The following is a 20,167-nucleotide window of genomic DNA, read 5'->3' on the forward strand; positions in this document are numbered from 1 at the left end:
GTCAGTCCCCGGCCCTGCGCAGGCAACGGTCGACGAACGCGGCCAACGGTGTCACGTGCACCTGCGGCCGGTCCCACCGGTTCTCCAGGTTCTCCGCCAGGTGGTGGGTCGCGACGACCTGCCCCGCCCGGTGGTGGCGCACCACCGGATGCAGGTACGCCGCGTCGTGGGCCTGACCGACGACATCCTGGGCCACCCGTTTCACCGTCACGTCGAACGGGTCCACCTGGTCGTGCTCCGGGCCGTACTCCAGGGTGACCACGAAAGCGTCGGAGTAGTCGTGGTCGGCGGTGCGCAGACCGGCCTCGGCGAAGTACGCCACCGGCACCTCCTCGTGGTAACGCGCGTCGGCGTCGGCGACGGTGACCACGTCGGCGAGGACGTCGAACTGCTGCCACAGCGCGGAGGTGCGGTTGACCCGGGCGATGATCGCGTCGGTGATCGCCGCGCCGGTGGCGTCCAGCTTCTCCGCCGGCCACGGCGCGTCCGCGTACCGCCGTTCGAGGATCTTGTGCAGGGCCCGTACGGCGTAGCGGAAACCGTGGATGAAACCGTTTGTGGAACGCTTGAAGTCCCGTTCCTGGGTGATGGTGCCGGCGAAGTACAGGCCGGGGACGTTGACCGACTCCCACGCCGGGGTCTGCGCCGGGAAACGGTCCCGGATCGCCAGCTCCGGCCGGCAGGACTCGTCGAAGATCGACGCGTCGAACGCGAACCCGGTGCAGGCGAGCACCCGGTCGTAGCGCAGTTCCTTGGTGACCTCGTCGGCCCGGGAGAACGCGAACGTCACCAGGTAGCCGTCGGCGTCGCGGGTGATCTGCCGGACGGTGCCGTCCAGGATCGCGTTGGCCGACTTGAGCTGGTAGGTGTCGAGGAAGTTGTTGTTCACCGCGCGCAGGTGCCCGACGTAGTGGGTGCGCCAGGCCAACCGCACCGAACTCGGGCCGGCCAGGTGGATCAGCGTGGTGGTCTCCATCAGGCTGTCCGCGGTCTCGAAGGCGGAGTTGCCCTTGCCGATGATCAGCACCTTCTGGTCGAGGTAGTCACGCGGGTCGACGGGCATGTCCGCGTACTGTTCGGCCAGCTCCAGCCCCGGGATGTCCGGCAGGTACGGCCGGGACACCCCGGTGGCGACGACCACCTGCCGGGCCCGGAAGGTCTCCCCGGCGTGCACCTCGAAGACGTCGTCCACCTTGGACACCGAAGTCACCCGGCTGCCGTAACGCACCTTGACCCCGGTCTTCGCGGCGAAGTCCGCCAGGTAACGGACCATCACGTCGGCGTCCGGGAAGTACCGCTCGGTGTACGTGGTGAACCGCAGTGCCGGATCGTCGGTGAGCAGCGAGTTCCAGTCCAGCCGCAGGTTGAACTCCGGGTCGTCGGAGCCGGTGTGCGGCTTGTTGATGGAGATCAGTTGCCGGTGCCGGGGATAGGTGGCGAAGAACGCGCCCGGGATGTCCGCGCCCTCCAGCACCAGGTAGTCGCGCCGGCCGTCGGCCTCCAGCAGGGCCGCCAGTTGCAGGCCGGCCGGCCCGGCCCCGATGATCAGATAGTCAAGCGTCACGACGGCCATCCAGGGTGAGAGGGGTCAACGGAAGTTCGAGCGTGTCCATGACGTCGGCGGCCCGCCGCACGTCACCGTCGAGCGGCCGGTCCGGATCCACCGGGGGGATCGCCTCCACCAACGCCGCGAGCGCTTCGCCGCAGCCCGGCGCGGTGGGCGTCCGGGCACCCACGTACGCGGCCTGCCGCAGCCCCAACGCGAGCGACCCGACGATCAGCCGGAGCAGCCCGGCCTGGTCCCAGACCCGCAGGGCGGCCTGGGTGCCGAGCGGGATGACGTCCTGGTTGTGCAGGTTCGTCGGCAGGCTCTGCATGCTCGCCGGCATGGCGTCCCGGCGGATCTCGGCGATCAGCGCGGTCGAGGCCAACTGCACCCCCTGGAGCCCGTGCTGCTGCCCCGGGCCGGCGGCCAGCATCGGCGGCAGGCCACCGTTGCGGTGCGGGTCGACGAGCAGGTCGAGTTGCCGCTCGGCGAGGTTGCCGACCTGCGCCACCACCATCGACAGCAGGTCGGCGGCGAACGCGGCCGGCTGGCCGAAGAAGTTGCCGCCGTGCACCACGAGATCGTCGTCGGGAAAGAACAGCGGGTTGTCGCTGACGCTGCCCAGGTCGGCGGTGACCACGGCATCGACGTGGCGCAGCGCGTCCTCGGCCGCGCCGAGCAGCTGCGGCGCACACCGGATGCTGTACGGCTCCTGCAACGGGCGCTTGCCCGACGGGACCAGCCCGTCGCTGACCCGCCGCATCCGCACGCCCACGTCGATCGCGCCCGGATGGCCGTACGCGCGCAGCAGCCGGGCGTCGAGGAACTGCGGATCGGCACCGAGCAGGTCGGCCAGCAGGCAGGTGAGCACCTGCACCGCCCGGTGCGCTGCCCGCACGGCGGACAACGCCAACGCCGTCGCCGCAGTGGTCAGCGAGGTGCCGTTGACCAGGGCGAGCGCGTCCCGACCGTCCAGCGGCAACGGCTCCAGACCCGCCCGTCGCAACGCCTGCGCCGCCGGCAGGCGTACCCCGTCGAGGTAGGCGTGGCCGCGACCGCGCAGCGCCTGGGCCACCGCCCCCAACGGGATCAGGTCACCACTCGCGCCGACCGAACCCCACCGCGGCACCGCCGGCACGAAGGTGGTGCCGAGCATCGCCGCCAACGCGTCGACCACGTGCGGGGACACCCCCGACGCGCCCTGGGCCAGCGACCAGGCCCGCACCAGCACCGTCGCCCGGACGATCGCGGGAGCGAGGTCGGGGCCGTGGCCCGCGCCGAGGTGGGCGAGGGTGTTGTCGGCCTGGTCGCGCAGGTCGGCCCGGCCGGCGTACCCGACGAGGGCGCCGAAACCGGTGGTGCTGCCGTACACCGCGCGGTCCTCACCGAGCACCTCGGACAGGAAGATGCGGGTGTGCGTGACCCGGTCGCGGACCTGCGGCCCGACCACGACCCGGACCGGGTCCCGGGCGGCGCTCAGGTCGGCGATCCGCAGCGGGGCCGCGAGATCTACCTCTGTCGTCATGCGACGGGACCCTAGAGACGAAATCTCAGAACGCTTTGAAATCGGGCCGATACGGTGCGCCGCATGACGCTCGACTACCTGATCATCGGAGCCGGGCCGGCCGGGCTCCAGCTCGCCGCCCTGCTGGAGCGCGACGGCCGTGACCACCTGGTGCTGGAGGCCGGGCCGACGCCGGGGGCGTTCTTCGCCCGTTATCCCCGGCACCGGCAGCTGATCTCGATCAACAAGGTCTGGACCGGTTCCGACGATCCGGAGTTCAACCTGCGCTCCGACTGGAACTCGCTGCTCACCGACGACCCGGCGCTGCTGTTCCGCAACTTCAGCCGGCGCTACTTCCCCGACGCCGACGACATGGTGCGCTACCTGGCCGCCTTCGCGCAGGGGCTGCGGGTCCGGTACGACACCCGGGTCACCCGGATCGCCCGCGACGGCGACCTGTTCACCGTTCAGACCGACGCCGACACCCTGACCGCCCGCCGGGTCGTCGTCGCCACCGGCGTCTCCCAGCTGTACGTCCCGCCGATCGACGGCGTCGACCTCGCCGAACGCTACGACACCGTCAGCGTCGACCCGGACGACTTCACCAACCAACGGGTCCTGATCATCGGCAAGGGCAACTCGGCCTTCGAGACCGCCGACGCCCTGGTCGAGACCGCCGCCGTCATCCACGTCGCCGGCCCGCACTCGATCCGGCTGGCCTGGCAGACGCACTACGTCGGGCACCTACGCGCGGTTAACAACAACTTCCTCGACACCTACCAGCTCAAGTCGCAGAACGCGGTGCTCGACGGCACCGTCGAGCGGATCGCCCGCCGCGACGACGGCGGCTACCGCATCGACTTCCGGTACGCCCGCACCCGCGAGTCGATCCGGCAGCTCGACTACGACCGGGTCATCCTGTGCACCGGCTTCCGCTTCGACGCCAGCATCTTCGACCCGTCGGCGCGACCCCGGCTGGCCGTCAACGACCGCTTCCCCGAGCAGACCTCCGGCTTCGAGTCGGTGAACGTGCCCGGTCTGTACTTCGCCGGCACCCTCACCCAGCAGCGCGACTTCAAGCGCTCCACCAACGGCTTCATCCACGGCTTCCGGTACGGCGTACGCGCCCTGCACCGGATGCTCGCCGCCCGGCACCACGGCACGCCGTGGCCGGCCACCACCCTGGACGCCACCCCGGAAGCGATCACCGACGCGATCATCGCCCGGATCAACCGCACCTCCGCGCTGTGGCAGCAGTTCACCGTCCTCGGCGACGTCGTCGTCATCGCCGACGGCGTCGCGCGCTACCACGAGGAGGTGCCGGTGGCCCACCTGCACGACGGTGGCCTGGGGGCCGAGCCGTTCGCCGTGGTCACCACCCTGGAGTACGGCCCGGACCACGACCAGGTCGACCCGTTCGACATCACCGTCCCCCGGATCGCCGAGAACGACGCCGAACGCGCCCACGACGCCAGCTACCTGCACCCCGTCGTCCGGGTGCACCGGGGCGGGCAGCTCGTCGCCACCCACCATCTCGCCGAGAACCTGGAGAACAACTGGGACCTGCCCGGCGTGCACCAGCAGCCCCTGGCGCTGTTCCTCAAGGGCGTCCTGTCCGATGCCGGCTGAGCACCACCACGACGGCCGTCGCGCGGCGCAGCACCAGCACGCCGACCACCGCGCGACTGAGCACCACCACGACGGCCGTCGCGCGGCGGAGCACCAGCACGCCGACCACCGCGCGGCTGAACACCACAACGACGACCGTCGCGCGGCGGAGCACCAGCACGCCGACCGCTGCGCGACGGGGCCCGGCCACCACGGCGGGCACGACCGGGCCGGTCGCGGGTCGGCGGACCGCGACCGGGCCGGTTCCGGCCCGGTCGCCGCCGGTGTCGAGCGGTGGCCGCAGCCCGTGCTGCGGTTGCTCACCACCGGTGGCGACCGGCCGGTCTTCGAAGACGGCGACCGGATCGTCGGCGCGGCCGAGCTGGCGGACCTGGTCCGGCGGACCGCCAGCGGGCTACGCGCCGCCGGCATCGGGCCGGGTCGGGCGGTGGCGCTGCGGATCGGGGTCACCCCGGAGGCGCTCGCCGGTGTCCTCGCCGCGTTCACCGTCGGCGCCCGGGTCTCCGGCATCCGGCCCGAGCTGACGCCGGCACAACTCGACCGGCTGCTCGCCAGCGACGACGCGCTGCTCGTCGACGACACCCGGCTCGCCGCGCTGGCGCGGACCCCCGACGACGGCAGCCCGCTGGTCGCCGCCGGCCGGCCCGCCGACATCGCCCGGATCACCTGGACCAGCGGCAGCACCGGCAACCCCAAGGGCTGCGCCCAGACGTACGCGGCGATGGGCGCGGCCTGGGCGGCCCACCCCGACCGGTGGCCGGCGGCGATCGCCGACCTCGCGCCCCGGCTGGGCCGCTACCTGGTCTTCGGTTCACTGAGCAGCCAGGTGATGCTGGAGTACGGCATCCTCACCCTCGCCGCCGGGGGCACCCTGGTCGCCGCCCGCCCGCCGGGCTTCCCCGGCATGATCACCCGGCACCGGGCCACCGCGAGCGTGATCACCGTCGGCAAGCTGCACCAGCTCGTCCGCGACCAGCGCACCGACCCGGTCGACCTGAGCAGCCTGCGGGCGCTCGTGGTGTCCGGTTCGCCGCTCACCGCGTCCCGGCTCGCCGAGGCGCTCGACGTGCTCGGGCCGGTGGTCTTCCACGGCTACGGGCAGACCGAGACCGGCATGATCGCGATGGTCACCCCGACCGAGCTGCTGGCCGACCCGGGCCGGCTCGCCTCGGTCGGGCGCGCGCCCGACGTGGTCGACCTGTCCATCCGCGACGCCACCGGCCGACCGGCCGCCGAGGGTGAACTCTTCGTCCGAACCCCGGCGCAGGCCAGCGCCTACTGGGCGGACCCGGCCGAGACCGCCGAGGTGTTCACCGACGGGTGGGTGCGCACCCGCGACCTGGCCCGGTTGGACGCCGACGGCTACCTGCACCTGTCCGGCCGGGTCCGGGACGTCATCATCGTCAACGCCAACCTGGTGTACGCCGGCCCGATCGAACGGGTGCTCGCCGCCGACCCCGCCGTCGCCGAGGCGTACGTGGTCAGCCGTCCCGACGACGTCACCGGCGAGGCGGTGCACGCGTACGTGGTGCCGGCCACCGGGTGCCCGTTGGACGTCGGCCGGTTACGCGACCGGGTCGCGGCGACCCTGGGCGGAGCCGCCGTCCCGACGACGGTCGAGGTGATCGACCGGGTCCCGGTGGGGCCGAGTGGCAAGCCGGACAAGCGCGCCCTGGGCGTGGGCACCGGCTGAGCCGTCGACTACCGCTTCTGCGCGACGAGCAGATATTCGTGGGCCCGGTTGTTGACCAGCGGGTCTCCCCCGGTGACCGGGCGCGGATACAGGTGGATGCGTTCGTCGCCGAGGGTGAGGTGCCCCCCGAGCACCCGGCCGACGTCCCACGCCAACGGCACGAACCGGTCGGCGACCCGCCGGTTCTGCACCGCGACCACCGCGTACGCGCCCCGCTTGAGGACCCGGGCCAACGCGTGGAAGGCGTGGTCGAGGGCGGTCAGGTAGGCGGAGTAGTCGCGCAGCGCATAGAACTGACCGTCGACCGGGGAGTCGGTGTCGAGCGCGGTGCCGAAGTAGGGCAGGTCGGTGACGACGAAGTCGACGCTGCGGTCGGGCACCGGGGGCCGGCGGGCGTCACCGCAGATCATCACCTGCTGCGGGTACGCCCCCAACCGGCGCGACGCCTGCGCGGCCCGGTCCGGGGATATCTCCAGGCCGATGCCCCGCCGACCGGTGACCGAGGCCGCCACCAGGCTCGTCCCCCACCCGGCGAACGGGTCGAACACCAGGTCCCCGGGGTGGGTGAACTCGGTGATCAGCGGCGCGATCTGACTCACCCAGCCGCACTGCCCGGCGGCCTGCGGTGGCGCGTGCCGGGGATCGTCGCCGGTGAGCACCACCCAGCTGGCAACTCCCATCAGTTCTTCTCCCTGACTCGTACGAGCCCCGCGGCAGCACGGCCGTCCCCGGGGTCGGTTTCGGTGGGCGGTGGGGCCTCCTGCGCCGGTGCCGGCTGCGGTCGGAGCGCCTCCGGCGGCAGGTGGGGTTCGAGGCGCAACACGCCGACGGCGGCGACCACCACACCCACCGCCAGCACCAGCCACATGCCGGTCGGCGACAGCGACAGCAAACCGGTCAGCACCGCCGGCGCCAACGCGCCCGGCACCGCCCAGGACAGCTGGTAGACGGCCAGGTGCCGACCCCGGGTCTGCGCGGGGGCGGCGTTGACCACCAACGCCGACGCGGTCGCCCCGTGCAGGAGTTCCCCGACGGTGAACAGCCCGGTCGCGGCGAAGACGCCCGCCAGCAGGACCGCACCTCCGGCCGTCGCCCCGAGCACCGCGAACGACACGAACGACAACCCGAAGATGCCGGCGCCGGCCGCCACGGCCCGGGACCGGCGGAACCGGGTCAGCGCCCGGGTGACGGGGATCTGCGCCACCGCGATGCCGATGGTGTTCACCGCGTAGAGCGCGCCGACGAGCGAGGCCGGCTGCCCCAGGTGCAGGGTCACGTAGACGGGCAGGCTCACCGACAACACCATGTAACCGAACGCGGTCGGCACGTTGAGCAGGGTGAGGGCGAGGAACGGCCGGTTACGGGCCACCAGCCGGTAACCCCGGCGGGCCGCCGCGGCCGGGGCGGTGGCATCGGGTCGACCGCCCTGGACGGGGATCGCGCGGATCAGCCCGGCCGCGACGGTGAAGGCCACCGCGGCGGTCAGCACGATCACGGTGAACGCCCGGTCGGCCCGGACGGTGAGGGCGGCCCCCGCGAGCAGGCCACCCGCGCCGAGGCCGGCGTTGCGCAGGCTGCGTTGCGCGGCGATGAGTTTGTCCCGGGCGCTACCCGTGGCGATCTCGGCGACCAGCGAATGCACCGACGGGGAGAACGACACGTCGCCGAACGCCACCACCAGCACGGCCAGGAACAGCGGCACCGCCGAGTCGACCAGTGGGTAACAGGCGAAGGCGGCGGCCCGCAGCAGGTAACCGCCCACCACGACGGCCCGCGCGCCGAACCGGTCGACGAGCACCCCGGTCAGCGGATTGGCGATCAGGCCGAGCACCGCCGCCGCGCTGACGATCGCGCCGACCCGCCCCACGGACAGGCCGGTGCTGTGCTGGAAGTAGATCAGCGACAGCGGCAGGTACATGCCGCTGCCGGTGGCGTCGATCACCATCGCGGCCATGTACCGGGCCTGGACACCCCGGGTCGTCACGACGGCTCCCCGATCTGGATCTGCGCGGCGACCCGGTCGCCGAGCCGGCGCAGCCGCGCCTCACACTCGACCCGGGTCGGGGCGACGGCGATGGCGGCGGTCAGGAAGTCGGCCGACCCGGCGGCCGGTGGGATCACCTGCCCGGGTCGCGCCCAGCACCAGAACCGGCGCACCCAGGGCTCCGTCGGCGGGGTGGGCACCGTGCGGACCAGCCCGGGACGCTTCATCATCAGCACCTGACCGGACATGCTGCGCGGACGCGGCCGGGCGCCGCCAGCGAGCCGGTCGACGGCGGGGACGGGCAACCCGAGGTGGGTACGCAGCTCCGCCTCCGCCAGGTTGACGCCGAACATCACCTCGAACACCTCGCGGATCTTCGCCCCGCCGCTGCGGCAGGCGATCTCGCAGAGCACCAACCGGTCGTCGGGGGTGTGGAACACCTCGGCGTGGAAGGCGTGGTCGGTGAGCCCACCGGGGCGGCGGGTGAGGGCGGCCAGCACCCGGTCGACCAGATCGAGCAGCCGCCCGGTGAGCGGGTCGTCCGGGTCGAGCGTCACGTCGACGCGCGGGCCCGGGTCGCTGCCGAACGAGGCGAGGTCGTACTGGTACTGCGAGGGCCAGGCCACGGCGGTCCGACCGGCCCGGACGAACCCGTCGACGTGGCACATCCTCCCGGGCACGAACCGCTCGACGATGATGTCGTCGCGGCTGCCGCCCCGGTACAGCTCGTCCAGGTGGGTCCGCAGCTGCCCGGGTGACCGGACGATACGCAACCCGATGGAGTTGTAGCCGGCCCGGTGCTTCAACACGACCGGGTACCCGTGCTCGGCGGCGAAGTCCGACACCTGCGCCGCCGTGGCCGCCAGGGCGTACGGGGCCACCTCGATGCCGGCCGCCGCCGCCTGCTGCTTCATCAGCAGCTTGTCGCGGAACGGCCGGATGTCCGCCGGTCGGGGACCGGGCAACCCCCAGCGCACCCGCAGGTCGGCGGCGAGTTCCAGGTCCGCCTCGTGCAGGGCGACGACGTGCCGGGGCCGGTAGCGCTCGGCCAGCGCGGTGGCCCGGTCCGCCACGTCCCGGTCGTAGTGGTCGAGCACCTCGAGGTGGGCCAGGCCCAGGGTGTCGGTGGGGACCTGCTCACCGAAGGACTCGATCTTGTCGCGGGCGGCGAGCACCACCACCGGCTGGTCGTGGTCGGCGAGCCAGTCCCGGTACGGGAACGGCTCCAACGGATTGCGGTGCAGGATCAGCACGCTCATGTCAGGCCACCGCCCCGGACACCTGAGCCACCTCGGCGACCCGGGCTAGGTGTTCCCCGCCCCGGTCGTCGACGATCCGGATCCGGATGAACTCGTCGATGACCTGGGCACCCCGGGCGGCGGCGGCGGTCGCGGTGGGCCCGGTGACGGCGACCAGCCCGAGCCGGTCCCAGTTGTCCCGCAGGGGACGTACCTCGTCGCCGGGGCGGGCGCTGATCCGTACCGCCAGGACGTCGGGTTGGCGCAGCGCCTCCTCGACCCCCTCGACGGAGAGCACCCGGCCGGGTGGACCGACGATGGCCCGTACGCAGCCGCCACCCCGGGGTGCGGGGCTGTCCGGCAACGCATCGACCAGGCGGAACGGCCACCCGACGGCGAGCCGGTCCAGGTCGATGCCGTAGACCGCCCGCACCAGCTCCGGGATCGCGTCCCCGCCGTAGCGGTGGTGGCCCTCGATGATGCGGGCCCGGGTGCCACTGAGGCGGACCTCGGTGTGGCAGGGCCCGTCGGTGAACCCCAGGTGGTCGAGGAACGTGCCGACGCACTCGCCGACCCGGTCCCAGGCGTCCTCGGTGAGCCGGGCCGGCACGGCGTGGCCGAGTTCGGCGAAGTGAGCCGGGTCGGTCATCTTCTCGGTGACGGTGACGACCACGTGCCGGCCGGCGAAGCTGAACGTCTCGACGCTGAACTCCCGACCGTGGACGTACTCCTCCATCAGGAAGTCGTCGAGCACCAGCAGGGTCGACACCCGGTCGGTGCGGGTCCCCCGCAGCCGGCACACCTGCTCCCACACGGCCTCGTGCCCGGACGGGTCGTCGACCCGGAACACCCCGATGCTTGCGGTGGCGGCGGTCGGTTTCACCACGAACGGGTATCCGTGGCGTGCGCCGAAGGCGCCCAGGTCGTCGAAGTCGTGCAGCGGTGTCGCCGCGACCGCGTCGGCGTCGCGGCGGACCAGGTGGCGGCGCATGGCCAGCTTGTCGCGGAACCGGCGGGACACCGGGTAGGTGGTGCCGTCCAGGCCGAGCAGGTCACGGGCGCGGGCCGCGATGTCCAGGCCCGGCTCGGTCAGCGAGACCACCTGGTCGATGCGCCACTGCTGGTGCAGCCGGGTCACCACCGGCGCGGTCAGGGTCCAGTCGGTGTAGTCGAGCACCTCGGCGACGTCGGCCAGCCGCCGCTGCCGATCGGTGATCTTGGTGGGGTGCTGGAGCAGGAGCACCCGCAGACCGAGTTCCTTCGCCGCGACGAGGGTGTCGTCGACGCCACCGACGAGAAGCAGTGTCCTCACGGGAGTTCCTCTCCAATCCTCGGGCGTCTCACGGACGCTCCGACCACATGCTCAGGTAGCGCTCCCCGGTGTCGGGGAGGATGACCACGATCCGTTTGTCGACGCTGTCGCGTCGCCGGGCCACCCGCAGCGCGACGTGCGTCGCCGCCCCCGAGGACACCCCGGCGAGCACCCCCACCCGCCGGGCCAGCCAGCTGCTCGTCTCGGCCGCCTCGTCGTCGGTGACGGTCACCACCTCGTCGATCAGGCTCAGATCGGTGGTGGGGGCGACGAACCCACCGTTGAAACCGGGAATGGCGTGGGTGCCCGGCGTACCCCCGGACAACAGCGGCGAGCCCGCCGGCTCGACCGCGACCGCCCGCAGCGCGGGGTTGCGCTCCTTGAGATACCCGGCGGTGCCGCTGAGCGTGCCGCCGGTGCCGACCCCGCAGACCAGGACGTCGACCCGGCCGCCGGTGTCGGCCCAGATCTCCGGGCCGGTGGTCTCCCGGTGGGCCCGGGGGTTGTCGTCGTTGTCGTGCTGCCGGACGAACCACGCGCCCGGCGTCATCGCGCAGATCTCCTCGGCCTTGTCCACGGCCCCCTGGTAGCGCGCCTCGCGCGGGGTCAGCACCACGTCGGCACCGAAGCGCCGCAGCAGGCCGATCCGCTCCGGGGTGGCGTTGTCCGGCAATACGATGATGCAGTGGTGCCCGCGCGCCGCGCACAGGGCGGCCAACGCGATGCCGGTGTTGCCCGACGTCGCCTCCACCACGACACCGCCGGGGCGCAGCCGGCCGTCGGCCTCCGCCGCGCGGAGCATGTAGAGCGCCGCGCGGTCCTTGACGCTCGCGGCCGGGTTGGCGCACTCCAGCTTGGCCAGCACTTCGACGCCGGGTGCCCCGTGCGCGACGGGCAACCGCAGCAGCGGTGTGTTGCCGACGAGGTCGTCGATGCCGTCGGCGATGCTGGGTAGCGGTCTCGGTGCGAGGGTACGGTTCGGCTGCGCCATGGCGGTCTCCACCTCCTCCAGGGGCCGGGGCGTCAGTAGTTCGGCACCTTGCGCAGCAGGTGCTGCCGTTCGACGATCTCCGGTTGGTAGACCTGCGCCTGCCAGCGCTGCTCCTCCACCGGCTCCAGGGCGATGGACACCACGTTCGGGCTGCACCCGAACGCGGTGGTGACCGCCTCGGTCAACTCGTCGACCAGTTGCTGCTCGGTGTCCCGGTGCAGGTCGACCGGAAAGAACTTGATGTTGATGTGCGGCATCGGATCCTCCTGGGATCGCGGACGTCGGTGGGGTACGGACGTCGGTGGGTGCGGATGTCAGTGGGGTTTGCGGATGTCAGTGGGGTGCAGTTGTCAGTGGGATGCGGGGCGCAGCGGGGTCGCGGCGGCCACCGCGGTGGCGAGGCGGGTGACGACCTGTCCGGCGGGTTCCGGCCGGGCCAGGCGGTAACCCACCCCGGCCCAGAGCGCCATCTCCTCGACGTCACCGCGTGCCGCCGCCGCTGCCCGCAGCGGCCTGGTCAGGTGGTGCACCTGCGGGTACCCGGCCGGTGCCGACGCGTCGAAGGCGTCGACGAACCGGTTGCGCAGGCCCCGGGCCGGGCGGCCGGAGAACGCCCGGGTGACGACCGTGCCGGGTCGCCCGGGATCGGTGAGCGCGGCCCGGTGCACCGGGTGGGTGCCGGCCTGCGGGGTCAGCAGCAGCGCGGTGCCGACCTGCACCGCCGACGCGCCGGCCGCGACCACCGCGTCGACCTCCGCCGGTCCGGTGATGCCCCCGGCGGCGATCAGCGGCACCGCGACGACCCGTCGTACCGCCCTGACCAGCTCGGCCGTGCCCGGCTGCGGGTCGGTGCGGACGTCGGGGGTGAAGCTCGCCCGGTGACCGCCGGCCCCGGCGCCCTGCACGCAGAGGGCGTCGGCGCCCACCGCGACGGCCGACTGCGCCTCCGCCACGTCGGTGACGGTGACCACCACCTGCGACCCGGTGGCGTGCAGCCGGTCCACGACCGCCCGGGGCGGGCAGCCGAAGGTGAAGCTGACCACCGGTGCCCGCGCGGCGAGCAGCACCTCGATCTTCTCCGCGAAGTGGTCGGTGTCCCGCCCGGGCGGGTCGGGCAGGGTCACCCCCCGGCGGGCGGCCAGCGGCAGCAGCGCCTGCCGGTAGCGGACGACGGCGGCCAGGTCCACCGGCCGGGACTCCGGCACGAACACGTTGACGCCGAACGGGCCGGCGGTGGCCCGACGGACCCGGTCGATGTCGGCGGCCAGGTCCGCCGGGCGCTGGTAGCCGGCGGCCAGGAAACCGAGGCCCCCGGCGTCACTGACCGCCGCGACGAGGGCGGGCGTGCTGACGCCTCCCGCCATCGGCGCACCGACCACCGGACGCGCCAGCGGACCCGGCCGGCTCACGGCCGCCGACCCTCGGCCGGTGCCGCCGCCCGCATCCCGAACGTGCGGTGCCGGTGCAGGGCCCGGTCCACCAGCAGGTCGGCGGCGCCGACGTAGCGGGCCGGGTCGAGCAGGGTGGCGACCTCACCCGGATCCAGGACCGCGGTGACCCGGGGATCGGCCGTGACCAGGTCACGCAACGGCTGCCCGGTCTCGATGGCCCGGCCGGTCAGCGCGGTCAGCAACTCCTTCGCCTCGACCCGGCCCAGCAGCGGGGCCAGCCGGACGGCCAACCGTTCCGAGGCCATGAACTCCCCGGCGAGGTCGAGGTTGGCGCGCATCCGGTCGGGGAACACCGTCAGCCCGGCGGCCAGTTCGGCCGCCGCGTCGGCGGCACCCCCGGTCAGCCGCAACGCCTCCCGCAACGGTTGCCACTCCGCGTGCCAGGCGCCACCGGGGCGTTCGTCCTCGGCGACGAGGCAGTGCGCGACGGTGGCGGCGAGCTGCGGCAACTGTGCCGCCGCCGCCCGGATCCGGGTCGCCAGCACCGGGTTGCGCTTGTGCGGCATCGCGGAGGACACCCCGCGCCCCGGGCGGGTCGGCTCCGCCACTTCCCCGATCTCGGTACGCGTCATGACCTGCACGTCCGCCGCCATCGCACCGAGCACGCCGGTGGTGAGACCCAACGCGCCCACGACGGCGTGCAGGGGCGTCCGCACGGTGTGCCAGGGTGCGTGCGGCTCGGCCAGGGACAGTTCCGCGGCGAAGGCGTGGATCAGTTTCTCGGCGTAGGCGTCGTCGGTGTCCCCGGCCAGCCGGGCGAACTCCAGGTAACCGCCGAGGGTGCCGGCGGCCCCGCCGAGCTGCACCGGCAACCCCTCGGCCAGCAGGGCGTGGATCGCCTGCCGGGCGTCGAGGACACCGGAGAGCCAGGTCGCCGCCTTCAGGCCGAACGTGGTCGGCACGGCGTGCTGGGTCAGGGTCCGGCCCGCCATCGCGGTGCCCCGGTGCCGGTCCGCGAGGCCGGCCAGGGCATCGGCGGTGGCCGCCAGGTCCGCGTCGACGACCCGCAGCGCCCGTTCCGCCACCAGGATCAGGGCGGTGTCCAGGATGTCCTGGCTGGTGGAGCCGCGGTGCACGTACTCCGCGGCGGCCGGGTCCAGCGCAGTGACCAGGTCGGTGAGCGCGGCGACCACCGCGACCACCGGGTTCGCCGTCTCGGTCGCCCGACGGGCGACGGTGTCCAAGTCGATCCGCCGCGCGTCGGCGACGGCGGTGATGGTGTCCGCGTGTTCCGTCGGCACCACCCCCAGCCGGGCCTGGGCCCGCACCAACGCGGCCTCGGCGTCGAGCATCGCCTGGAGCACCGCCCGGTCCCGCACGGCGTGCTCGATGGCCCGGTCGGCGCTGCTGGGACTGAGCAACCCGTGGTCGAAGCCTTCGGTCATGTCGTCACCGCTCCCGTCGTGGTGGTCGCCCGCACGGTGAGGGCGAGCACCGACAGGCTGATCGCGTCCGCGTCGCCGAGCATCACCGAGTTGACGCCCGGCCGTGCCCCCGCCGCGGTCGCCCAGTGTGCGCCCTCGGTGGGCACCCCGAAGACGAACCGGCGGGCGTGTCGTTCGCCGGCCGCCGTCACCGGGTGGAACGGCCGGCCGGTGACGGCCAGCCCACCGGTGACGTGCGGCTGCGCCTCCTGGTCGGACACCACGTGCGGGGTGCAGGAGCGGTGCGCGAGCATCCACCCCAGCAACGGATCGGCGGTACGACGCAGGTCGACCTCCGGCAGCCGCGCCTCGATCATCGCGGTCACCACGTCCCGGGTCCCCGGCGTGCGGGGGGACTCGACGAGGAACCCGCCCTGCTCGGGGCAGGGTGACACCCGCATCCCGGCCCCGACGACCCGCAACACCCCGGCGCGGATGAGCGCGGCCAACTGCTCGACCCGGTGGGCCGGCGGTCCGATGCTGAGGAAGGCGTTCATCGGGGTGTACCAGTCGTCCAGGTGGTGCCGGTGCGAGCTGCCCCGCAGGCCACCGTGGTCGACGGCGAGGCGTACCTCGTTACGCAGGTCGCGCAGGACGTCCATGGCGGCCTTCAGCGGGCCGCTGACGTTGCCCTCCTGTGCCGTGTCGGCGTCCTCCTGCAGGTAACGCAGCATCCATTCCTGCAACGCCGCCGGGTCGGCGAAGGTCTCGTCGCGGGCCGGGTCCAGCACCGCGTCCCAGTCCCACCGTTCGGTGATCCCGTAACGCTCGCGGATCTGCTCCTCCTGCCCGTCGCCCCGGGGCACGGCGAGGTATTCGGCCTCGAACCGTCGGGCCTTGCCCCGGCAGCCGCGGCGGCGCAGCACGGCCACGTAGAAGACCGTCTCCACCTCCTTGGCGATCAGCGGCCACAGGTCGGTCATGAAGTCCAACGGCGTCGCGTCCGGGGCGGTACGCAGCCGCTCCACCAGCTCCACGGTGAGCACCCGCGGTTCGTGCCGCCCGTGCGCGCCCTTCTCGTTGCGCCCCCGCGCCCGGTACGGGATGCCCCGCCGGGACCCGGCCAGCAACTGCGGTTCCAACCCGGACGGCAGGTAGGTCAACTGGCCGTCGTCGCCCCGGACGTAGCGGCCGGCGCGGCCCTCGGTGAGCAGGGCCAGGTAGTCGAAGAAGCAGAGTCCCAGCCCACGCAGGAGGGTGGGTTCGCCGGGCCGCACCATCGACAGGTCCACGTCGGCCGGGTTGGCCGGCAGGATGTAGGTGAGTCCCCGCTCGACGGCGTACTCGGCCAGCTTCTGCTCCTGCACCGTCGGGGTGACCGGGAAGTGGCCCTGCGCCAGCACCACCGCGTCCAGGCCGGGGAGCCGGTCGCCGGTCTGCAACTGCACGCACTGCCGGCCGTCGGACTCGTCCCACACCGCGACGGCGACCGTGGCGTGGGCGTGGACGCTGACGTTCGCCGGTGCCGTGGCGACCACCCGGTGGTAGACCCAGCTGAGGTAGTGGCCGAACAACCGGCGGGTGGAGTAGGTGTCGGGTCCCACCCCGCGCAGTTCGTCGGCGACGTCGGACGGGAACTGGGCGAGGTCACCCATCAGCACCTGGAAGCGGGCCCACTCGTAGAGGCTGGGGCCCTCCCGCAGCTGGCCGGCCAGCTCCACGGTCGGGTCGGTGAACACGGTCACCTGGGAGGCCACGGTGTTCATCAGCAGCCGGTCGGACTGGTCGGCCCGCCACACCCGGCCCGCCCCCGGCGGGTACGGGTCGACGACGTCGATGCGTACCGGGCGGTCGGGGTCGGCCGCGGCGTTGGTGACCAGGCGCTCCAGCACGCACAGGCCACGCGGCCCCATGCCGACGACGCACACCGACAGCGGATCACTGGTAGACATCGACGTCCTCCTGGTAGCCGCCGCTGAGCAGCGCGCGCAACGGGGCGGCGGCCTTCAGCAGCATCTCGTCGAACTCCCCCTCCGGATCGGAGTCGAGGATGATGGCCCCGCCCGCACCGACCCGCATCCCGTCGCCGGACAGCACCGCGGTGCGGATCACGATGTTGAGGTCGGCCGTGCCGTTGCAGCTGAGGAAGCCCAGCGAGCCGGAGTAGATGCCCCGGGCGGTGGTCTCCAGCCCGTCGATGATCTCCAGCGTCCGCAGCTTGGGCGCCCCGGTCATCGAGCCGCCGGGGAAGCACGCCTCGACGCAGTCGACGGCGGTGGCCTCGGCCCGCAGGCGGCCCCGGATGGTCGAGACCAGCTGGTGCACGCTCGCGTACGACTCGGTCTGCATCAGCTTGGGGACGGTGACGCTGCCGACCTCGCACACCCGGCCGAGGTCGTTGCGGAGCAGGTCGACGATCATCAGGTTCTCGGCGCGGGTCTTGTCGCTGGTGGTCAGCTCGTCGCGCAGCGCCGCGTCGACCGTCGGGTCCGGGTCCCGGGGCGCGGTCCCCTTGATCGGCTTGGTCTCGACCACCCGGTCGGCGGTCAGCCGCAGGAAACGTTCCGGGGAGGAGCAGGCCACCTCGATGTCACCCAGCCTCAGGTAGGCCGAGTAGGGCGCGGGGTTGTAGCGGCGCATGGCCCGGTAGAAGGCGAACCCGTCGCGGGGACGCGGCAGGCGCAGCCCGTTGGTCAGGCAGATCTCGTAGCTCTCCCCGGCGACCAGTTCCCGCTTGCAGGCGGCGATGTCGGCCAGGTACTGCTCCCGGTCCCGCTCCAGCGACGCGACCAGCGAGGTGGTGTCGACCGGCGGCGGGGTGAGCGGGGTGACCGGTCCCGCCTCGGGGATCGCGGTGAGCTGCTCGGCGACGGTCTCGACCCAGTCCTGCGCCGCGTCGTCGCTGCCCTCGCTGCCGTCGGAGAGGGCCACCAGGTAGGTCTGCCGGTCCCGGTGGTCGACCGCGACGAACCGGTCGGCGAAGATCCAGTACGCGTCCGGGGTGTCGGCGCGGTGCGGCCCGGCAGCGCCGAGGTCACCCTTCAGCTCGTAACCGAAGTAGCCGACGTAGCCGCAGGTCAGGTCGGTGGGCAGGGCCGACGAGTCGAGGTGGATGCCGGCCAGCCGCTGCTGGAGGTAGGACAGGATGGTGCCGGGCACCCGGGTCGGGGCGCCGGCCGCCGTGGTGACCTCGACCGCGTCGGTGCCGACGTCGTAGCGGACCACCTCGGACAGCGGCCCGGAGGCGTCACCGAGGTAGGAGAAGCGGGACAGCCCCTCCTCGACCCGGGCGCTGTCCAGCCAGAAGGCGTGGGTGGCGTCCCGGAACAGCCGGGTGAACGCCTGCTCGGCGTCGGTCTCCCAGCCGAGGGTACGCACGTGCAGCCGGTGCGTCGGCGCGGCGATGGGCGGCGGGGCGGCCACCTGGATGCTCTCCCGGGCCTGGTGGGCCCGGGTCAGGTCACGGAAGTTGCCGAGCAGGGTCTGCCCGTACTCGGTGCAGATCGACTCGGGGTGGAACTGGAGCCCCCACATGGGCCGGCTGACGTGCCGCAGGCCCATGATCACGCCGTCCTCGGCCCAGGCGGTCGCCACCAGCTCCGGGGGCAGGTCCGACACGCACAGCGAGTGGTACCGCACGGCGGTGAACTGCTGCGGGATGCCGGCGAACAGGCCGTCCCCGTCGTGGGTGATCGACGCCAGGTGGCCGTGCCGCGGCACGGGCGCGGAGTGGACGGCCGCGCCGTGGCCGGAGGCGATGCCCTGGTGGCCGAGGCAGACCCCGAGCACCGGCACCGGGGAGTCCGCGATGACCTGGGCGGAGAAGCCGAAGTCCTTCTCCCGGTCGGGTCGACCGGGGCCGGGCGAGATCACCACGTTGTCGAAACGACGCAGGTCCAGGGTGGCCACGGCCGGATCGTCGTGGCGGATCACGGTGGGCTCGACGCCGTTGACGACGGCGATGAGCTGGAACAGGTTGTAGGTGTAGGAGTCGTAGTTGTCGACCAGCAGGGTGCGCACTGATGCCTCCTCCGCTCGGGTCACGAAGTTGTCGGGGACGGGTGTTCAGCGGTGCATCGCGGCGACGAGCGCGTCGACGACCGCGTCGGCCTGCTCGTTGTTGAGCCGCGGGTCGCACAGCGACCGGTAGTTGCGGCCGAGCTGGCTCTCGTCGGTCACGCTCGCGCCCACGCACTCGGTGACGTCGTCCGCGGCGATCTCCAGGTGCAGGCCCGCCGGCTCCAGGCCGTGACCGCGCAGCACCTCGACGAAGGTGGTCAGCTCGCCCACGATGGCGTCCAGGTGGCGGGTCTTCACCCCACCGGCGCCGCGGACGGTGTTGCCGTGCATGGCGTCGCTCATCCAGGCGACCGGGTGGCCGGCGTCGACCACCGCCCGCACCAGGGGCGGCAGGTGATCGGCGATCCGCTGCTGACCCATCCGGCTGATCAGGGTGAGCCGGCCGGGCCGGCGGTGCGGGTCGAGCAACGCGCAGATCCGCAGCACGTCGTCGACGGTGGCGCTGGGGCCGACCTTGACCGCGACCGGGTTGCCCAACCCGGCCAGGAAGTTCAGGTGCGCATCGTCCACCCCACGGGTGCGGTCACCCACCCAGGGCAGGTGCGTCGAGCGCAGGAACCACTCGCCGGTGACCTCGTCGAGGCGGGTCAGCGCCTGCTCGTACTCGAGGATGAGCACCTCGTGGCTGGTCCATACGCCGCCGCCGGCCCGCGCCAGCTCCGCCACCACCTGCCGGGCGGTGTAGTAGCAGGACAGCAGCCGGTACGGGTCGGGCTGGCGGGCCAGCGCGGTGCCCTCCGGTTCGTTGACCATCAGCCCGCGGAACACGGGCAGCAGCTGCCCGTCGACCGCTTCGAACGGCTCGGAGCGGGGCTTGGCGAACTGGCCGCCGAGCCGTCCCAGACCGATGGTCGGGCGGTGCAGCTCACGGGCCAGGCGCTCGCCGAGCGACGTGATGGCCCGGTGTTTGGCCCGTGCCGAGGCGGTGGCGGCCATGCCGAGTGGCTCGGCACAGTCGCCGGCCTGGAGCACGAACGCCTTCCCGGCGCTGGCGAGGGCCAGTTCCTCGCGCAGCCGCCTGATCTCCTCGACGCCGGTCAGCGCGGGCAGGCCGGACAGGTAGTCGGCGACAGCGTCGAGTTCGTCCCGGTCCGGCCAGGTCGGCTGCTGCGTGATGGGCAGCGTGCGCCAGCCGGCGGGGCTCCAACTGTCGGTGGTGGGCGCCTCGGGGCGCCGTACGAGAAGCTGTGGTGATGCCATGGAAGTCTCCCCCTGTATTCTTCGGGGCGGCCCGGTCACCGAAGAGGGTGCCGCGATCCGGTACGGACCGTATCGGCGGGGAAGACGATTGGCACAGGGCCATGTTTGCCATCTCGCTAGTACCACTGGGATTGGCACCTGACTATTTGGCTACATGGCCCTTTGGCACCGACGA

The 20,167-nt window shown here is 73.0% G+C and carries 15 protein-coding genes; 2 read left to right on the plus strand and 13 right to left on the minus strand.

The features are described from left to right. Position 1 precedes the first annotated feature (1 nt). Together AB0B63_RS23585 and AB0B63_RS23590 are read right to left on the minus strand one after the other, a co-directional pair. Entirely contained in the window at positions 2-1,573 is a 1,572-nt protein-coding gene (locus AB0B63_RS23585) for an FAD-dependent oxidoreductase (RefSeq protein WP_357022219.1), read from the minus strand. Beyond that, positions 1,554-3,071, minus strand: a complete 1,518-nt coding sequence (locus AB0B63_RS23590) for an aromatic amino acid ammonia-lyase (RefSeq protein WP_208570036.1) — start codon at positions 3,069-3,071, stop codon at positions 1,554-1,556. Before AB0B63_RS23590 ends, AB0B63_RS23585 begins: the two co-directional genes overlap by 20 nt. Before the next feature lie 63 nt (positions 3,072-3,134). Here AB0B63_RS23590 and AB0B63_RS23595 point away from each other — a divergent pair, with 63 nt between their 5' ends. Together AB0B63_RS23595 and AB0B63_RS23600 are read left to right on the plus strand one after the other, a co-directional pair. Further along, complete coding sequence (locus tag AB0B63_RS23595) at positions 3,135-4,679, plus strand: NAD(P)-binding domain-containing protein (protein ID WP_357022222.1); 1,545 nt, start codon at positions 3,135-3,137, stop codon at positions 4,677-4,679. Further along, positions 4,669-6,372, plus strand: coding sequence for an AMP-binding protein (locus AB0B63_RS23600; protein ID WP_357022225.1), 1,704 nt, complete (start codon positions 4,669-4,671; stop codon positions 6,370-6,372). Before AB0B63_RS23595 ends, AB0B63_RS23600 begins: the two co-directional genes overlap by 11 nt. Positions 6,373-6,380: 8 nt before the next feature. Here the strand turns inward: AB0B63_RS23600 and AB0B63_RS23605 are convergent, their stop codons facing one another. The 11 genes from AB0B63_RS23605 to AB0B63_RS23655 all read right to left on the minus strand — a co-directional run bounded on the left by AB0B63_RS23605 (position 6,381) and on the right by AB0B63_RS23655 (position 19,992). Then, positions 6,381-7,052 carry a DNA methyltransferase gene (locus tag AB0B63_RS23605; protein WP_208570038.1) on the minus strand — a complete coding sequence of 224 codons (672 nt, stop codon included), beginning with the start codon at positions 7,050-7,052 and terminating at the stop codon, positions 6,381-6,383. After that, positions 7,052-8,356 (minus strand): MFS transporter, encoded by a 1,305-nt coding sequence (locus AB0B63_RS23610; protein WP_357022228.1) that lies wholly within the window; start codon positions 8,354-8,356, stop codon positions 7,052-7,054. The genes AB0B63_RS23605 and AB0B63_RS23610 overlap by 1 nt, the downstream gene beginning before the upstream one ends. Next, positions 8,353-9,615 (minus strand): ATP-grasp domain-containing protein, encoded by a 1,263-nt coding sequence (locus AB0B63_RS23615; protein WP_357022231.1) that lies wholly within the window; start codon positions 9,613-9,615, stop codon positions 8,353-8,355. Before AB0B63_RS23615 ends, AB0B63_RS23610 begins: the two co-directional genes overlap by 4 nt. A gap of 1 nt (position 9,616) precedes the next feature. Then, the gene (locus tag AB0B63_RS23620; protein WP_208570041.1) at positions 9,617-10,906 is read right to left on the minus strand and encodes an ATP-grasp domain-containing protein; all 1,290 of its coding nucleotides are present in this window, start codon (positions 10,904-10,906) and stop codon (positions 9,617-9,619) included. A gap of 28 nt (positions 10,907-10,934) precedes the next feature. Then, entirely contained in the window at positions 10,935-11,897 is a 963-nt protein-coding gene (gene cysK, locus AB0B63_RS23625) for a cysteine synthase A (RefSeq protein ID WP_208570042.1), read from the minus strand. Positions 11,898-11,929: 32 nt separating this feature from the next. Then, positions 11,930-12,154 carry a tautomerase family protein gene (locus tag AB0B63_RS23630; protein WP_088647261.1) on the minus strand — a complete coding sequence of 75 codons (225 nt, stop codon included), beginning with the start codon at positions 12,152-12,154 and terminating at the stop codon, positions 11,930-11,932. Positions 12,155-12,247: 93 nt separating this feature from the next. Further along, positions 12,248-13,306 carry a nitronate monooxygenase gene (locus AB0B63_RS23635; RefSeq protein WP_357022236.1) on the minus strand — a complete coding sequence of 353 codons (1,059 nt, stop codon included), beginning with the start codon at positions 13,304-13,306 and terminating at the stop codon, positions 12,248-12,250. Then, positions 13,303-14,733 carry a lyase family protein gene (locus tag AB0B63_RS23640; RefSeq protein WP_219463097.1) on the minus strand — a complete coding sequence of 477 codons (1,431 nt, stop codon included), beginning with the start codon at positions 14,731-14,733 and terminating at the stop codon, positions 13,303-13,305. The genes AB0B63_RS23635 and AB0B63_RS23640 overlap by 4 nt, the downstream gene beginning before the upstream one ends. Beyond that, the gene (locus tag AB0B63_RS23645; protein ID WP_357022239.1) at positions 14,730-16,664 is read right to left on the minus strand and encodes an FAD/NAD(P)-binding protein; all 1,935 of its coding nucleotides are present in this window, start codon (positions 16,662-16,664) and stop codon (positions 14,730-14,732) included. The genes AB0B63_RS23640 and AB0B63_RS23645 overlap by 4 nt, the downstream gene beginning before the upstream one ends. Next, the gene (gene pabB / locus AB0B63_RS23650) at positions 16,651-18,732 is read right to left on the minus strand and encodes an aminodeoxychorismate synthase component I (RefSeq protein ID WP_357022241.1); all 2,082 of its coding nucleotides are present in this window, start codon (positions 18,730-18,732) and stop codon (positions 16,651-16,653) included. Before pabB ends, AB0B63_RS23645 begins: the two co-directional genes overlap by 14 nt. A gap of 45 nt (positions 18,733-18,777) precedes the next feature. Further along, complete coding sequence (locus AB0B63_RS23655; RefSeq protein ID WP_357022244.1) at positions 18,778-19,992, minus strand: 3-deoxy-7-phosphoheptulonate synthase; 1,215 nt, start codon at positions 19,990-19,992, stop codon at positions 18,778-18,780. Positions 19,993-20,167 lie beyond the last annotated feature (175 nt).

Source organism: Micromonospora sp. NPDC049081 (assembly GCF_040648835.1).
In the GTDB taxonomy this organism is placed as follows: Bacteria; Actinomycetota; Actinomycetes; order Mycobacteriales; family Micromonosporaceae; genus Micromonospora; species Micromonospora antibiotica.